Origin of the sequence: Siminovitchia terrae (assembly GCF_003605405.2) — a bacterium.
GTDB classification, from domain to species: Bacteria; Bacillota; Bacilli; order Bacillales; family Bacillaceae_C; genus Siminovitchia; species Siminovitchia terrae.
This window is the reverse complement of the sequence record NZ_QYTW02000009.1, coordinates 1-15,811: the sequence shown is the minus strand read 5'-3', so window position 1 is coordinate 15,811 and position 15,811 is coordinate 1. Positions and strand designations below refer to the sequence as shown.

Here is a 15,811-nt window from a genome sequence, read left to right as displayed (position 1 = left end):
CTCAAAAAATTATAACATACTCCCTCTTCGCCAAGCCTCATTATTCAGTCAAATTTAGGGTGGGCAGTCTCTGCTGAAGATGAAAAATCCGATCTTCAGAAAACTGTCCGGCAATATGACGATGACATGTAAATAGCAAAACCTGGGTATCAAGGCTGATTGTTTGTACCAATTCAAGCATCCGTTTTGTTCTCGCTTGATCAAAGTTGACAAATCCGTCATCAATAATAACCGGAAAGGGATATTCTTTTTTCATTACATGAACAAGCCCAAGCCGAATAGCGATATAAAGCTGCTCACCTGTACCTTTACTTAATTCTTCAGGGGCGAATAAAACCCGGTCTTTCCTTTCAACTGCTAGATTTCCATCTGCTTTGACGTGAAGATGAATATACTCATGATCCGTTAAGAATGAAAAATATTCAGCCGCTTGCCGGATTACCTGTGGAAAGCGGCCCTCCTTGTATTTTTTCATGATTTTTTCAAGCAGCTTCAAGGCAATGGCCAGTTTGGCCCAGTTCCGTGACTCTTCGTTGAAAGTTGAACGCATCTGACGGAAAAGATGCAATTGCTCCGTATAGGTGCCTCCTTCTTCCAAAAAAGATAATTTCTGATTTAGGGACGCCAGACTATTCCGATCCTCCTCCAACAGCTGTGATTTCTTTTCAATCTCTGCTTTTAAGTATTTGATTTCAGTTTGTATTTCTTCCTGAGTGTGGAAAGGATTCATTATTTCACCTAACTGTCCTTCCAGAAGAGATAAACGCTCCAGCAGGATATTCTTCTCCTCGGATAGCTTGGCTTTTTTACGAAAATCCTCTTCGTCATCAACTTGAGCAGCTTCAAAAAGCTTTTTCATATTCGACCGGATAGCGGAATCTTCATTTTTAAGTTGTAAGACATCTATATTCAGTTCAGACAATTTTTTTTCAAGCTCTTTTATGACAATCTTCTTTTCCTGTTCTTTCTTCAAAGTCTCTTGCAAAAAGTACACCGCTTGCGCAGGCTCATGAACAGGTTCTCCCACATTACTTAGAAATTGAAAGAGTCCTTCTGTCCATTTTCCCTGCTCTTTTTGGAGCCTTTCTTTCTTGGCCATAGCCTCGTTTAATTGGCAGCTAATACTCTGAAGGTTTTTAAGCATGGAAAATGCATCCTCCATTTTCAAATGTGAAAAACCTTCGTCTAACCCAAGCTCCGCTTTAATTTCGTTCAGTTTTCTTTCCTCTACCTCGACAATTCTTCGCAACTGGTGAAAAGAATTCTCCATTTCCGCCACCCTCTGCTTCTCATCCTGAAGCCGCGCATAGTCCTCTTTCCACTTTATACGCAAACGCTGCTGATCTTCGTATTGATGTGTGATATGGTTATCGCCAGCAGCCCTTTTCAGCTGTTCCTCCAATTTTTGTAGCCCCCGACGTTTTCCATCGAGAGTTTCGGTTATGAAATCAATTCCAGTTCCCTCAACTTTTCTAATAAAGTAACCGGAAAAGGTCATTCCTAATATGGCGGCAAAAATCATCGACCACTGTTTGGATATGAAGCTCCAAATAAGCATTCCAAGAGAGATAAAAAGAAATGTAGCTGACACAATGAGGGACTGCCTTTTCTTTTTGTGGAGCAAATCCTTCTCATGCTTCTTCCTCTTTTCAAGCTCCTCGATTTCCTTTTCAAGCTTCGACTTTTCCTCCTTCAGGCTCGCTGTCGATGCCTGCTCCTCGTAATGGATTCTCCATTCTTTAAAAACACTTTCACTCACAAACTGCTGTTCTATCTCTTTGCATCTATTTTCAAGGTCAATGACCACTTTTCTGCCGTCCTTGAGCCGATCTGCCAAATCTTTCAGCCGGTCTTCTGATCTGATATATTGTTGAAGAGTTTCCGTCATTCTAGCTTTCATGTCTATACCCAAATTCAAGCTGTTGATCTTTTCGACCATTTTGGCGGGATAATGGAGTTCTGCAAGAAAAGCATCGAACTTTTTTCGTTCTTCAGCAATAGAATGGTCCAAATTGGACAACTCCCGCAAACCTTGCTCTTGTTGGGGCCATTCGTTAACGAATATTTGCGCTTTATTCAGATCAAATTCCTGTCTAAGGGCATTTTCCTTTATTTCATGTTCAATGGACCGGATTCTTTGATGTACAGTCTGCAGAGTACTAGATAATTCAAGCAGCCGGTCATGATATTTTTCCAATCTCTTTAAGCCATCTGCAGGAAAATGAACAGGCCCCAGTTCAAGAAGGCGCTGTTTGATTTGATCTTTTTCCATTATAAGCGGCCATCTTTTAAATAATTCATTAACAGCTTCAGACTTTATTTTCTTTTGTTTCAGAAACTCTTTAGTCGCTTCCACTCTACTGTTGATTTTTTGGATTTCAGTTAAAAGTGATTCGTATGCTGCATTCTCCTGTTTTGCTCTTTTAAGCTGCTGATCCTGTTGACGAAGGTTTTTCAATAGATCATTGAGAATCGGCCTGCGGCCTCCGGGTTTAAAAAGCTCTTGAAGCTCCTTCTGGATTTGTTGTTCTGCCCTTAGGAGCCCGTCAGATCCGATGGTAGCGGCTGCAATCAAGTATTTTCCGATTTCTTCTTCCTTTAGGTGCTGGATTTCCTGAAGACCTTGAAGATCAAAGGAAAAAATACTCCGGTACATTTTTTTATCCATTCCGTTCAGTAGCTTCGGGAGAAAATCCGATGCTTCCGCAGGTCCATCTTCAAGCAAGACAGTGACATCACCCGCTGCTTTTCCTTTTACTCGTTCAATAACCACCTCACCATATTTCTCCGTATCGAAAATAAGCTTGCCTCCATATGAAGATTGGGTTTTCGGCTCATATCTTAATTCGGATTGCTGCAGGGTGGGAAATCCAAAAAGGATACTGTGGATAAAAGACATGATCGTAGATTTACCCGCTTCATTTTCTCCATAAAACAATTGGAGATCTGAAAGGTTGTCCGCTGTGAAATCATGAAGCCTGCCATATCCATATATATGTATTTGTTTTAATTTCAAGAAATCCGCCCCCTTTCAGTCTACTTCGGACAGACATCTAAGCACCAACTTCTTTGCTGATTGCAATATCTGTTCTCTTTCGGGCCCATCAATAGCATCAAGGTATCTGCTGCCATATGTATGTGAAAATAAATCGGATACAGCTTGATCGAATACATCTGCATGAAACAGCTCACTGGCGGCTTCTTCGAGCACATTCAAAAAGGCATCATCTGATATAAGTTTTTTTTCATCCTTTAAATTCTCTTCAAGCTTCACATGATAAGGCCAAATAAAATCATCATCAAGAAAAACCTCGTCCTGAAGCATTTCAATGAACTCCCCATTTTCTATTGTTTTCAACAATTTTTGGGAAAGATGATATGGGTTGGCTATCATTACCTGACAAAGGATACTTTGCCCCTTACTTCCTAGTGATTCCATTGCTGTCATACATGAGGTATAGAATTGCGTCATCCCCATTTTTTCCTTCAAATCGATACGGACCGATTCCCATCTTATATCCGCTGTTTCAATGAATTCCAGCTCCGTTTGTCCCTCCTTTGTCATCGTAACAAAATAACAGCCTTTCTCCCCTTCTTCCTTCCTGTGCCGCCCCTGCGTATTACCTGGATAAACAATATATGGATCCGAATGCAGTACCCTGCTTTTATGAATATGCCCAAGCGCCCAATAGTCCATAGCTTTTTCCTTCAGTTCACGTATGGTAAATGGCGCATATGGCTGATGGGAGCCTGAATGTCCGTCTTCACTTCCATGGAGCATCGCAATATGCAAATCTGCACCAGGTACTTTTTCATATTCATCTATTTTTCTTGTCAATACATGCCGTTCTGGATAGCTGAACCCATAAACGTGAACCGTAACTCCATTTTTAGCTGTAAAAAGGAAAGCTTCAGGGCTTTCATTAAAAACATATACATTGTCTGGCATATCCAGCTTAACCCAGTCACCAGCCAAATGATCATGATTGCCATATGTAATAAAAGCGAAAATGTCCTCTTCCTCTAGCCGCTTTAGCTGTTTTCTCAAACGTGCCTGTGCCTTAATGCTGCGATCCTCCCCGTCAAATAGATCTCCTACGAACAAAACAAAGTCGACACTCTTTTCAATGGCTGTGTCCACTATTCGCTCCAATGCGGAAAATGTGCTTTCCTGCAGGCGACTGAACAGTTTATCGGGTAATTTGTTTAAACCGAGAAAGGGGCTGTCCAAGTGCAAATCTGCTGTATGGATAAAACGAATTTGCTCCAATGCCATCACCTCAATCGAATATACGTTCTATCATTATACATGAATGGACAAATTTCTTCCATATCTCCTTACATTGCGCTTTTCCCTTTTTCAAAAATATGTAACAATAGATACAAGACAAGGAGGCTGAAAAATGGGAATTTACAAAATTACTGCCTTTGAACCCTCAGGAGAAAAACTACTGGATGAGAGCTTCGAGGCTATGGATGACAGCGAAGCCAAAGAAAAAGGAACAGCGATCCTAACAGATAAAGGACTACTCAACAGAACACATCGCTGCTCGTCCCCCGCTGGGAAACTACTTCTATTCCATCGCTAACATGAAAGTGAAGAAGACTGCCCATTAATAGGCAGTCTTCGGTACCTTCACTCAAATTTATTTTTTTCCGAACTGATCAGAAAAGGGTTATCATAACCATCCTCGGGTAAATCTGATTTCTTTAAATTGTTCAAGAAGCCAAGGCGATACTGTTTTCTGAAATGCTCTTTGACCATATACGCCACACCATTATCATTATTTGTTCTTGTGATCCAATCGGCGGCATCGTGAACCTCCTTCGGAGCATTCCCCATGGCGACACCAAGCCCAGACCATTGCATAAGAGAAAGATCATCCACACCAGCCCCAATGGAAACCACCTCATGCTTACTAATGCCGTACTGGCTACAAACAAATCTTACAGCTTCCAGCTTGGAGACCCCTGCTGGCACAATGGCCATTTTCAAAGGGTCAATTGGAATACAGACAACCTCACTGTACATTTTCTTTATTGCCGTCATGGCATCAGTCATTTCATTTTCATCAAAAAATACTACTTCAAAGTTGGGCGGAGAAACCGACTGATCCACCAGTTTTTCACTAATAGAGTCAACATACCGTTCCTGATAAACAAAACGATTGGCCGATTGAAAAACGACCTTTGCCATCATGTTGTTCGGAAGTTTTACTTTATTGCCGATTAAAAATTTCTCATGGACGAGTCTGATTTGGCATGAAAAAGATTCTAAAAATGCGGTAATTTCACTTGCAATCTGCTCATGGATTCTTTGAACATAGATGGGTTTGCTTATATTTTTTGCAATAAAAGCCCCCTGGTGAGCAATAATATAATCTTTTATCTTCAAAGACTTTGCCGTTCGTTTTGCCGCAGGAAAATTCCTTGTTGTTGCCAATACTATATGAATCCCTTTTTGAAGAGCGAACTCAATCGCTTCACGGGTTTGCTTATGAATGCGGCCATTATCTTGCAACAACGTTCCATCAATATTTAAAACAAGCATTTTATAGGTCATGATGCTCCCCCTTTGCGAAGGTCTCCTACCTCTTCTTATTTATACGAGACACGCCTTTTATATAGAACCGGAAATTTGAGAAACTGCTGACGAACATTGTTTTATCATTTTGCAGGGGTGATGGAGTGACTGCCTAGGGACTCCAGAAGAAGCACAGACCGTGAAACCTTATGAGTAAACTCTGGATAGAATTGCTTTTTATTCGGAATTTTTTGGATAGTAACCTTATTTTTGGGACAGTAACCTTCATTCTTGGACAGTATCCTTAATTTTTGATAGCAATCTTTCATTATCGGACAGTTTTCGGATTTTTGGACCGTTCAAAAAAAGCCCCTCAGTGAAGTGCACCCCGAAAGTTAGAGTCAAAAATCTAACTTTTGGGGGTCACCACACAAAGAGGAGCCTTTTTAAGAAAAAGAACTATATAATTCATCCAGCGGCTTCATGATAATTTTATTCAGTTCTGCAATTGTCATACTCATCCGCTGTTCTGCTTCCATGAGTCTAGTCACTTTCTCATTTTGCTGCACTCTGTTGGCTATTTCCTGAGCATGCATAACCTCTTCCTCCGAAATATGCTGCCCTTCCATTTGTTTTTGCTGAAGCTGCATCTGGACATTGCGGAACTCGTCAAACATTCTACTTGCTTCACTGTCGTTAGTAACAGATCCATACATCTCTTTCAAATGCTTGAATTCATCACTGTTTCGCATCGCTTTTTCAAGGTCGTACGCAAAGTCATACAAGTTGTTCATGATCATCCCTCCTCACCCAAGTGTAACATACTATGAAGTGACCGTTACAATGATTCCTTGGATCATGCCGATCAAGCCCCCAAGCAGTGCGCCAAGGTAAGTAATCATCACGAGTTCTTTTTTTGCAACAGCTATAACCAGTTCTTCCAAGCGCTCAAGGGAAAATAACTCAATTTCCTTCCGTACAATATCCTCCACTTGAAAACGCTCAAGGATTTCACCCGATTGTTGCGTTAAATATTCGCCTGCTGATGCAAGCAGCCGTGGCACTCCCCTATCCAACAGTTGAATTTTATATGGTTCAATCAGCTCTTTAACAGGTTTTTGCAAATACCCTTCAAGCGGAAAAAGCTCGGCTGCCTCCTTTTTTAAAAAATGCAGGACTTTCTCCTCATTTACTCCAGAATAAAACTCTTCCAACTTTCTTTGTTCTAACTTTCGTCCTTCCTCTTCTAAAATGGATATCAGGAGATCCCTTGTTCCTTTATTATGAAGAAACCTCATAATTTCCGGCTGCATTTTATCCGCCAGTTGCTCTTCACCAATGAACATCTGAACCAGATTCCAAAGCTTTCCTCTGTTTTTCAAAAAATTCTCGATCATGAGCCTGATTTTTTCTTTTCCCTCATCGCTGGAAAAATAATCTTCCCCTTTTTTAATGATTTGATCGGCCAATCCGGGGATTTTGCTGTAAATAGTTTCTGTAAGCTGATCGGGCAGAATATCCCCTATCGGCTCGTTCAGATACTTCATTTTAAGTGAGACATATTTTTTTTCAATCGCCTTATCGATCACTGACTTCATTTTCTCCACGGGATTACTCATTCCAAATTGGTTCAGTATTTCTTCCGGTGTCACCCCTTTTTCCAGCCAACTGTTCAATTTGGTGTGAATCCATTCCTCTGTATCACGTTTGAACGACTCATCTGTCAGTTTTTTATAAATGCTTTCAGGCGTTACCAGATAGCCTACAACGAGCTTTCCGATTTGGGCTGCCAATTCACCCTGTCGCTTCGGAATTAAGCCTGGTGTAAATGGTACCTGCCATTTGCCAATATAGAGCGTGCGATATGGCCGAAACAGCATCCGGATTGCCAAAAAGTTGGTGAATCCTCCTATTACGGCTCCGATAATAACCATGAAAGGTATGATTGTAAACCAGCTTGACATACATTTTCTCTCCTTTAGGGATGGTTCCTCAGGTAACAGTTTTTCAGCCACCAAAGGAAAGCAGTTTGATCTTTTACAGGGTTATGGCGCTAGAACAGAACTAAGGTAATTTCACTTTCGAACCAAAATGCTATTTACAAGGCGAATTGAAATGAGGCTGTTCCTCAGCCATCACCATCACTGACTTGACTTAACGTCCTGTGGCGTCGGCAGGCTCAGGACGCGACCTCCTGTCGCTTCGCTTGCACTAGTACTTCCTGTACGTCGCAGGCTCAAGACATGACTTCCTATACGTCGTCGGCACCAGGACCTTCTATCCGTCGAAGTTAACCCTATTTGATTTTATACTTTCTCTTGAACAAGGACATATTCTCCGTCATACGATATGGGGAATCCGCCTAGTTCCGTTGTTCGGCATTGTACGGTCTGAACTGATTATAAATAATAATGGTGCACAAGGGCAAATATGGACACCTTTTAAAAGGAGGGCTTTTGTATGAGGGTTCGATATAAATGTGAAATGTTTGACAGTAACGAGATAAAACTATATTATCCGCGGGAATTTCAGCCTAAGGGGAAACATCAATTTGTCTTATTTGGTTCCAATGCTGCAGAAGCTGAATGCAGCCGGCACCCGAATGGAAGAAATGTAATTTCCATCAGTTCAAGTTTGGCTAAAATTTTGGGAATCCCTGAATTTGTTTCGTCACTCTGCCTCTTTGAAGATGATGAAGCATTATATCTCGGTCCCCTTGTAGGCATTTTCACGTCAGGTTTTACACCTTTTCAATTATTGCCTGTCGGAGAAAGGACAAAAAATTTCGCCAATCAAATGTCCGTACAGGCCTCTGTCGGAGCGGTCCCTTTTTTATTCGGTGAAAAGCATGTTGATTGGGAAAAAGGGGTCATAAATGGATTTTTCTATCACGAACAAAGCTGGAAGAAAAGGATCGTTCCTTTTCCCAATGTAGTATATGACCGGCTGCCAAACCGTTTGAGCGAAGGCCAGCCCTCTTTCCAAAAAGTAAAAGAAAAAATGGAAAATGACTATCTGATCCCTTGGTATAACCCAGGATTTTTCAACAAGCTGGAACTACATGAGCGGTTGTGCAATGATTCCCGTGCCGAACATTATCTCCCTGAAACCCATCCATTCAGGTCATTTTCGGATATTGAACGGATGGTCGAAACCTATGGGCATGTATATTTGAAAAAGGCGGACGGAAGCAACGGAGAAAAGATTCGTCAAGTTCTCTATGATCCAGCAAAAGGAGATTTCTATTGCCGTTTTTTTGATAAAAAAAGCCGACTTTATAAATTTTCTTCCATCGAAGGCTTAATCAACCACACGTACAAAGGGAAAGAATCTGAGAAATTGATAGTACAGCAGGGAATCCGGCTTCGACGGCTCAACAAAAAGCCGATGGATTTTCGTGTCCATGTCAATAAAAATGAAAGCGGCCAATGGAATATCAGTGCAATCGCCGCTAAAATAGCTGGAGATGGCAGCCCTACCACTCATTCCAGGTTTGGAGGGGTTGTCCGATCCCTTGAAGAAGTTTTTCCGGAAGAAGAGGAAAGGGAAATTTATCAAAATAAACTTCATAAAGCTGCACTGGATCTGGCTGCTGCTATTGAAGATAATATAGGAGGGATTGTTGCGGAAATCGGCTTTGATCTTGGAATAGACTGTAATGGGAAAGTTTGGATGTTTGAGGCCAATTCAAAACCGGGACGCCAAATATTCTCCCATCCCGGATTAAAAGAATCCGATGCATTGACTAGCAAACTCGCCCTTGCATTCGCAGTTCATTTGACGGAAAAAACGATCCATTCTCCCCAACTTCTTTGGGAGTGATAATCTTAGATTCTTTTTAAAATAATTGTTAGAATAGTTCTAAAAGCCGAGGTGATCCCGCGTGCTACAGCACTTTCAATATAAGCCTCTCTATAAAGAAGAGCGAATTCCAGGGTGGTCATTTTCATTTTATTTCTCCGGAAAAAGAATGGAAGGTGTCTATCACAAGAACGGAAGAATCGAATGGAAATTGGAGAGGCCAGTCAGTCAATACGAGACTGCATTGGAAAAGCAGGTGCATGATTTAATGCTTTTTCATGTTTACGATCAGCAACGATAATTTTTTCCAACTTTTTATATGTATGATCTATCGTATAAGCAGCCCAAACTACCCCTAAGGAGGCTGAATACGATGGAAAAGAAAAAGGTGAAAGATAACTTTCTGCCAGATTCAAACCATGAAGGTCGAGAAAAATATTTCATGGATGTAGACCGGATGGAGAATGAAGGAATGTCCGGAGGATCTGTTTTTATGAGAGAAGATTCAACAAACATAGAACAATCCACTGATTTTTTTCCTGAGGATCCGCCACAGGAAAGTATGGAATAACCGGGGGACTCGATAATGGGTCCCTTTCTTATGTTAACACCCATAAAAAATTTTCAATTCTTGCTGTGTTCCGCACGCTTCACAAACAAATAAGTGAACACATTCCGACTTTTGGAAGCTCTCAGGATCGCCGTCAGCCAATTTATTCAATTCAATCTCCATATAAGGAGAGTAATCATCGTAGAAGTCATATATTTTGCCTTGATCCTTCAAAATTCCCATGCATATGAAGCAAGTCTGATTTTCAAGCGATATTCCGTTACATAACCGACAGTAATTCATACGTACCCTCCTCCTTTCATATATCTTTTCGTGAAATGAAGAATACATGTATGACACCCGGCTATTACATCAGGTAAAAACTTCCACTCCCCCTCCTGCATATTTTCATTTTGAAAAAACATAATAAATATTATAAACGATGGGTTAAATTCCAAGAAGGTCACATGCATGTGTGTCGGTGCAAATCCGACTAACCCAGCCAATCTTATTATCAACAAACAAGGAGATGACAACATGGCTAATAACAATTCAAATCAAATTTTGGTTTCTGGTGCTGAGCAAGCAATTGACCAAATGAAGGTTGAAATCGCCCAGGAATTTGGCGTGAATCTTGGTGCAGATACAACTTCACGTGCTAACGGTTCTGTCGGTGGAGAAATTACAAAGCGTCTCGTTGCAATGGCGCAACAACAGCTTGGCGGTTACCCTCAACAATAAGTGAATATAACATGGCAAAAAGGCCCCCGAAAATTCGGGGGCCTTTCGTATGGGGTCAGACCCCCTTTAGGAGACTAAAGGGGGTCTGACCCCTGCTAAGCGTCGCCCTACGCTTTTCTTTATAGATGAACCATTTTTTTCGGATCAATCCATTCGTCGTATTGCTCTTCTGTCAAATATCCAGTTTTGATAGCAGCTTCTTTCAAAGTTGTACCTTCTTTGAATGCAAGCTTGGCAATTTCAGCAGCTTTTTCATATCCGATATGAGGGTTCAGCGCTGTAACGAGCATGAGTGAACGGTTCACATTCTCCTCAATGACTTCAATATTCGGCTCAAGACCTTGGACACATTTTTCATTAAATGAAATCATTGAGTCTGCAAGTAGGTGAACTGACTGTAAGAAGTTGTAAATAATTACCGGTTTATAAACGTTTAATTCAAAATTTCCTTGGCTTGCAGCAAAGCCGATAGCCGCATCGTTACCAAACACTTGAACTCCAACCATTGTAAGTGCCTCACTTTGTGTCGGATTCACTTTTCCAGGCATGATAGAACTTCCCGGTTCATTGGCAGGAATCGAAATTTCTCCAATACCGCTGCGTGGACCGCTGGCAAGCCAGCGAACATCGTTCGCAATTTTTGTCAAATCGCCAGCAAGTCCCTTCAATGCTCCATGCACGAAAACAATTTCATCATGGCTTGTTAGAGCGTGGAACTTATTGTCAGATGAAACAAAAGAATATCCGGTTTGCCTACTTAGCTGTTCCGCCACTTTGTCGCCAAAGATAGGTTCAGCATTGATCCCTGTGCCGACAGCCGTTCCTCCAATAGCCAGGTTAAGAAGATGTTCGGCACTTTCTTTGATCATTTTCTCACTTTTTTCAACCATTGCTCTCCAACCGCTGATTTCTTGGCCAAGCGTGAGTGGAGTAGCATCCTGCAAATGAGTGCGGCCAATTTTAATAATATCCATATTCGCTTTTTCTTTTTCAAAAAGCGTTTGTTTCAATTGGCCCAAGGCAGGAATCAAGTCATGGTAAATTGCATGATATGCAGCAATATGCATTGCTGTCGGGAATGTATCGTTAGAGCTCTGGGACATGTTGATATCATCATTTGGATGAACCTTTTCTTCAGAACCCTCTGGTAATAATTCATTAGCTCTACGAGCAAGAACCTCATTCACATTCATGTTGGACTGTGTGCCGCTTCCCGTCTGCCATACAACCAGCGGAAAATGTTCGTCGAATTTACCGTCCAGCACTTCATCACATGCTGTAACGATCGCTTCCTTCTTGGCATCAGATAACTTACCAAGCCCATTATTTGTGAATGCAGCAGCTTTTTTTAATTGAGCAAAAGCCTTAATGACTTCCAAAGGCATTTTTTCATTTCCAATTTTAAAATTCTGCTTGCTCCGCTGAGTTTGTGCGCCCCAGTATTTATCTGCAGGCACTTTAATTTCACCAATCGTATCCCGTTCAATGCGGAATTCCATTCTTACATGCCTCCTCTATGTTTTAACCAATAAGTATTCTCTCATATATCGACAAAAATTTCATCTTCTGTGACATAAATCATATAAAACTTCAAAAATTAACAAAGTTATTCATTTTGGAATCGCCTATACGTTTCTTTTAGCTTTTCTTCAAGCTTTTTAAAACTGCTCTTTCCGTTTTCCAATTTATCTTTCCATTTTTTTGCTTCATCAATCATCTTATCATCAAAATTTTTCAGTTGTTCTTTTAAGGATTTCTCTTCTTTTTTCCGTTCTTCCTCAAGACGCTCATTGATGGATGGTGTCCCAAACTCGCTTTTTTCAACATGAGGTAATGTCTGCTCCATCATCGAGCGGAAAATAGGGACAACTGTTTCACTGCTTGAACCTCTTAAATAATGGTTTCTATCGGTTAAATCATAACCAAGCCAGACAGCTCCCACAAGGTTCGGCGTATAGCCGACAAACCATTGGTCTTTCGTACCATCTTTTATTTCCGGATAAGGAAGCTGTGTTGACCCGGTTTTTCCGGCAATTTCATACTCAGGAACTTTTGCGTTCCGCCCAGTCCCTGTCTCTACTACATTAAGAAGGATGGCTGTCATTTTTTCGGCAGTTTTACGACTTGTCACCCGTTTGGTTTTTGGCTTGAATTCGCCTTCTACATTCTCTGTAGGTCCGACGATTTTCGTAATAATATGGCTTTTTTCCCTTTTTCCTTCATTAGCAAAAACTGAATAAGCCTCTGCCATTTGCTGTGGGGAATACCCGGTGGTCGTGCCACCCAAAGCCAGGCTAAGGTTTTCATCTTCTTTTTGGATAGGCAGCCCGAATTCCTTAGTGGATGCAATCCCTTTATCCAACCCCATTTCATTCAAAAGCCAGACAGCCGGAACATTTAGTGATTGTTCAACAGCAGTATACAACTGGACTTCTCCTGCGTATTGCCCATTAAAATTTTTCGGTTTATAGTTCCCAAATGTCATGCCCTCTTCATCTTTTAACATAGATTCTGCCGTATAACCTTCTTCAAGCGCAGGTGTGTATACAGCAATAGGCTTCATAACGGAACCTGGTTGTGCCTTTAATTGTGTCGCCCTGTTATATGCACGGAATGAGTGTTCACCTCTGCCGCCGATTAATCCACGGATTCCTCCTGTCTTAGGGTCAAGCATGATGGCCCCGCTTTGCGCAAGCGTTCCGTCTGGACTTACTGGAAAAAGAGAGTTATTTGCATATACCCTTTCTAAACCAGCCTGAACATTTTGATCCATCTCTGTGTAGATTTTATAACCTCGCGTCAGTATTTCTTCCTGAGTTAAACCGTATTGGTTAATAGCCTCATTCAAAACGGCGTCTACATAATAAGGATACTTTCCTTTGAGCGGGTCTTCTCCTTTGTCTTCAAGTACAATTTTCTCATTAACAGCTTCTTGATATTCTGATTCACTAATCATTTCAAAATTCAACATCTGCTTTAAAACAAGATTTCGTCTCTCAACTGATGCATCATAATTTTTATATGGGTCAAGGGCTGATGGTCTATTCACAATTCCTGCCAGCATCGCTGCTTCACTAAGCGTAACTTGACTTACATCCTTACCAAAAAACTTTTTGGATGCATTCTGGACTCCCCAACCTCCGCTACCAAAGAAGGCTTGGTTTAAATACATTTCCAATATTTCATCCTTCGTAAACTTCTTCTCGATTTCGACTGCCAAGAAAATTTCTTCGAGCTTTCTCTTATATGTCCGCTCTGGAGAAAGGAGGGCATTCTTGGTTAACTGCTGCGTAAGAGTACTTCCTCCAGCCGTAATTCTTCCAGCAAACAGATTTTTAAAAAACGCACGGGAAATACCATAAACATCGAATCCTCTATGCTTATAAAAACGATGGTCTTCTATAGCAACAACGGCGTCCTTTAAGTTTTGAGGAACCTCCGCAATCGGCACACCTTCCATCCGGTTGGCAGAAATCTTACTCGCTTCATCACCATCTTTGTCATAAATAACGGTTGCTTGTGCCAATCCTTTTTTCAAAGATTCAACATTGGCGGCACTCGCCAAATAAGCAAAATATGATAGACCAATCAAGATCACTAACGAAATAACCAATAGTAATATCTGATTAAGATGGGCTTTTTTCCAGAATTTCCAAATACTATCCTTTATTTTATGAAGTAGGTCCATACCTTTTCCTCACTTTCGATTGACCTGGCTCCAACTATTCATTTGGAAACCAATTATAATATAATGTTTTTTCCGTCGAAAAGCTACAGGAAAAGTGAGGGTGGCTGTTCAGGGTCAGCAAGCACAAGGAAAGCAGTAATGCTTTTCAACCTCCATAGCTGATTGACTTGTGACCTCAAACCCTAGCACTTGCAACCGAACAACAGGACGACCTCATAAGCCAAAGCCCCACATTCCGCAGATCCGGCAGGATTGAAACGTAACACCTCATCGCTCACTGTACTAAGAGCTTCCTACTTTACCGGAGTTTATGTTACTTACCATAGAAAGAGGAAACAATCGGCCAGTTGCTGGAACCCGTCACATAAGAACAAAAGCGCAAGCGCCTGTTCATCGATGTACATGAAAACGGCGTTTAGGGGCGACAAGCGCTGGCCGCCGAATATCGCCACGTCCTGTGGCGTCTTATGACCTCGAACCGATGGGACTCGGCAGGCTCAATCGCGACATCCTGTCGCTTCGCTTGCACTAGGACGTCCTGTACGTCGGAGCCGATGTTAACTTATCGTAGGAAAGCAGCCTTCTTGAATTACCTCGTGACAACTTCTTTGAGTAAACTTCGTGCAGCTTTGCGACGAGGTGAGGTTAACATCCTTACCGCAAGAGCACATTAGGCGCGAAGTCTGCTAGTCGATAGGTGCTGGAGCTGGACACAGCACAATCTGATAAACAAGATATACACAAGCATAGAATTTTATAATTTCCCATATAACAAAAAAACAACCGGGTTTTCCGATTGTTTAAGGGGATTGGTGATCGAGTTCTTTTTCATTCACCTTTGTCAACTTATCTTCCAGTGTCTTCATATACATATAAACAATTTGCCTTGTTTTATCATCTGCTCCAATGATTTCCAAATGCTTCATACACTTTTTTATCACTGGATCCATCGATCTGGTTTTACTCTCTTCATTTTTCATATTACCTACTCCATTCTACAAGATTTGACTTGCAAAATTTCTTATGTTTGAAAAATCGCCATTTTGCACCAAATATAATGGGTAGATATTTACTAAATTATATCTATTATAAATAGGCTTCCAAAAAAAGTATATAGGTACATTTTATCAACTTTTCAAAAAATATAGTCTACAAGGGGAATTTCACGTTTTTGAATATAAAAATACAAGACTATATTTTCTGTTTTATATATTTTCTGTATGATAATACGTTAAAAAAATTGATGGAATTTGTTCTTTTTAGGCATAACCTACAAAATGTGTCATATATATCTAGTAAACTTTTAAATAAAATGCATAAATTTATTATTTAAGTGAGTCTTTTTACTCTTCAACTGATATAAATATACTCTCGGTATTCCAAACGAGTAAATTCCTGAATTCCCAAAAATTTACTGGAAATGGAGTGTAATCTGATGAGGAGATGGTCATTTTCATAGGGTTTTCAAAAAAAGGCATGCCAAATAAGCTCCAGCTATTTAATTTTT

14 protein-coding genes are annotated in these 15,811 nt (G+C 40.8%); 5 read left to right on the top strand and 9 right to left on the bottom strand.

Annotated features, from left to right (window positions below; all coding sequences use genetic code 11):
* Positions 1 to 40 precede the first annotated feature (40 nt).
* Positions 41 to 3,016 carry an ATP-binding protein gene (locus D5F11_RS10730; RefSeq protein ID WP_120116322.1) on the bottom strand — a complete coding sequence of 992 codons (2,976 nt, stop codon included), beginning with the start codon at positions 3,014 to 3,016 and terminating at the stop codon, positions 41 to 43.
* Between the two features lie 15 nt (positions 3,017 to 3,031).
* Positions 3,032 to 4,276 (bottom strand): metallophosphoesterase family protein, encoded by a 1,245-nt coding sequence (locus tag D5F11_RS10725; RefSeq protein ID WP_120116321.1) that lies wholly within the window; start codon positions 4,274 to 4,276, stop codon positions 3,032 to 3,034.
* A gap of 127 nt (positions 4,277 to 4,403) precedes the next feature.
* Here D5F11_RS10725 and D5F11_RS10720 point away from each other — a divergent pair, with 127 nt between their 5' ends.
* Complete coding sequence (locus tag D5F11_RS10720; RefSeq protein WP_120116320.1) at positions 4,404 to 4,589, top strand: YhzD family protein; 186 nt, start codon at positions 4,404 to 4,406, stop codon at positions 4,587 to 4,589.
* A 47-nt stretch (positions 4,590 to 4,636) separates the two neighbouring features.
* On the opposite strand, the gene D5F11_RS10715 is transcribed toward D5F11_RS10720, so the two are convergent.
* The 3 genes from D5F11_RS10715 to D5F11_RS10705 all read right to left on the bottom strand — a co-directional run bounded on the left by D5F11_RS10715 (position 4,637) and on the right by D5F11_RS10705 (position 7,488).
* Positions 4,637 to 5,563: a Cof-type HAD-IIB family hydrolase gene (locus D5F11_RS10715; protein ID WP_120116319.1), complete on the bottom strand. Its 927-nt coding sequence runs from the start codon at positions 5,561 to 5,563 to the stop codon at positions 4,637 to 4,639.
* 407 nt (positions 5,564 to 5,970) lie between these two features.
* Positions 5,971 to 6,321: a YlbF/YmcA family competence regulator gene (locus D5F11_RS10710; protein ID WP_120116544.1), complete on the bottom strand. Its 351-nt coding sequence runs from the start codon at positions 6,319 to 6,321 to the stop codon at positions 5,971 to 5,973.
* A 27-nt stretch (positions 6,322 to 6,348) separates the two neighbouring features.
* Positions 6,349 to 7,488, bottom strand: a complete 1,140-nt coding sequence (locus tag D5F11_RS10705) for a DUF445 domain-containing protein (protein WP_120116318.1) — start codon at positions 7,486 to 7,488, stop codon at positions 6,349 to 6,351.
* Between the two features lie 496 nt (positions 7,489 to 7,984).
* On the opposite strand from D5F11_RS10705, the gene D5F11_RS10700 reads away from it, so the two are divergent.
* The 3 genes from D5F11_RS10700 (at position 7,985) to D5F11_RS10690 (ending at position 9,896) form a co-directional block, all read left to right on the top strand.
* Positions 7,985 to 9,346, top strand: a complete 1,362-nt coding sequence (locus tag D5F11_RS10700; protein ID WP_120116317.1) for a YheC/YheD family endospore coat-associated protein — start codon at positions 7,985 to 7,987, stop codon at positions 9,344 to 9,346.
* A 61-nt stretch (positions 9,347 to 9,407) separates the two neighbouring features.
* The gene (locus tag D5F11_RS10695) at positions 9,408 to 9,626 is read left to right on the top strand and encodes a YheE family protein (protein WP_120116316.1); all 219 of its coding nucleotides are present in this window, start codon (positions 9,408 to 9,410) and stop codon (positions 9,624 to 9,626) included.
* A 72-nt stretch (positions 9,627 to 9,698) separates the two neighbouring features.
* Positions 9,699 to 9,896, top strand: a complete 198-nt coding sequence (locus D5F11_RS10690; protein WP_120116315.1) for a hypothetical protein — start codon at positions 9,699 to 9,701, stop codon at positions 9,894 to 9,896.
* Between the two features lie 33 nt (positions 9,897 to 9,929).
* Here D5F11_RS10690 and D5F11_RS10685 read toward each other — a convergent pair whose 3' ends face one another.
* The gene (locus D5F11_RS10685) at positions 9,930 to 10,178 is read right to left on the bottom strand and encodes a hypothetical protein (RefSeq protein ID WP_120116314.1); all 249 of its coding nucleotides are present in this window, start codon (positions 10,176 to 10,178) and stop codon (positions 9,930 to 9,932) included.
* A 234-nt stretch (positions 10,179 to 10,412) separates the two neighbouring features.
* Between D5F11_RS10685 and D5F11_RS10680 the strand changes: the two genes are divergently transcribed.
* The gene (locus D5F11_RS10680; protein ID WP_120116542.1) at positions 10,413 to 10,616 is read left to right on the top strand and encodes an alpha/beta-type small acid-soluble spore protein; all 204 of its coding nucleotides are present in this window, start codon (positions 10,413 to 10,415) and stop codon (positions 10,614 to 10,616) included.
* A 119-nt stretch (positions 10,617 to 10,735) separates the two neighbouring features.
* Here D5F11_RS10680 and fumC read toward each other — a convergent pair whose 3' ends face one another.
* From fumC to D5F11_RS10665, 3 genes are all read right to left on the bottom strand, one after another.
* Positions 10,736 to 12,115, bottom strand: a complete 1,380-nt coding sequence (gene fumC, locus D5F11_RS10675; protein WP_120116313.1) for a class II fumarate hydratase — start codon at positions 12,113 to 12,115, stop codon at positions 10,736 to 10,738.
* 107 nt (positions 12,116 to 12,222) lie between these two features.
* On the bottom strand, positions 12,223 to 14,304 hold the full coding sequence (locus D5F11_RS10670) for a transglycosylase domain-containing protein (RefSeq protein WP_120116312.1): 2,082 nt from the start codon (positions 14,302 to 14,304) through the stop codon (positions 12,223 to 12,225).
* Between the two features lie 800 nt (positions 14,305 to 15,104).
* Positions 15,105 to 15,284: a hypothetical protein gene (locus D5F11_RS10665; RefSeq protein ID WP_120116311.1), complete on the bottom strand. Its 180-nt coding sequence runs from the start codon at positions 15,282 to 15,284 to the stop codon at positions 15,105 to 15,107.
* Positions 15,285 to 15,811: the final 527 nt, after the last annotated feature.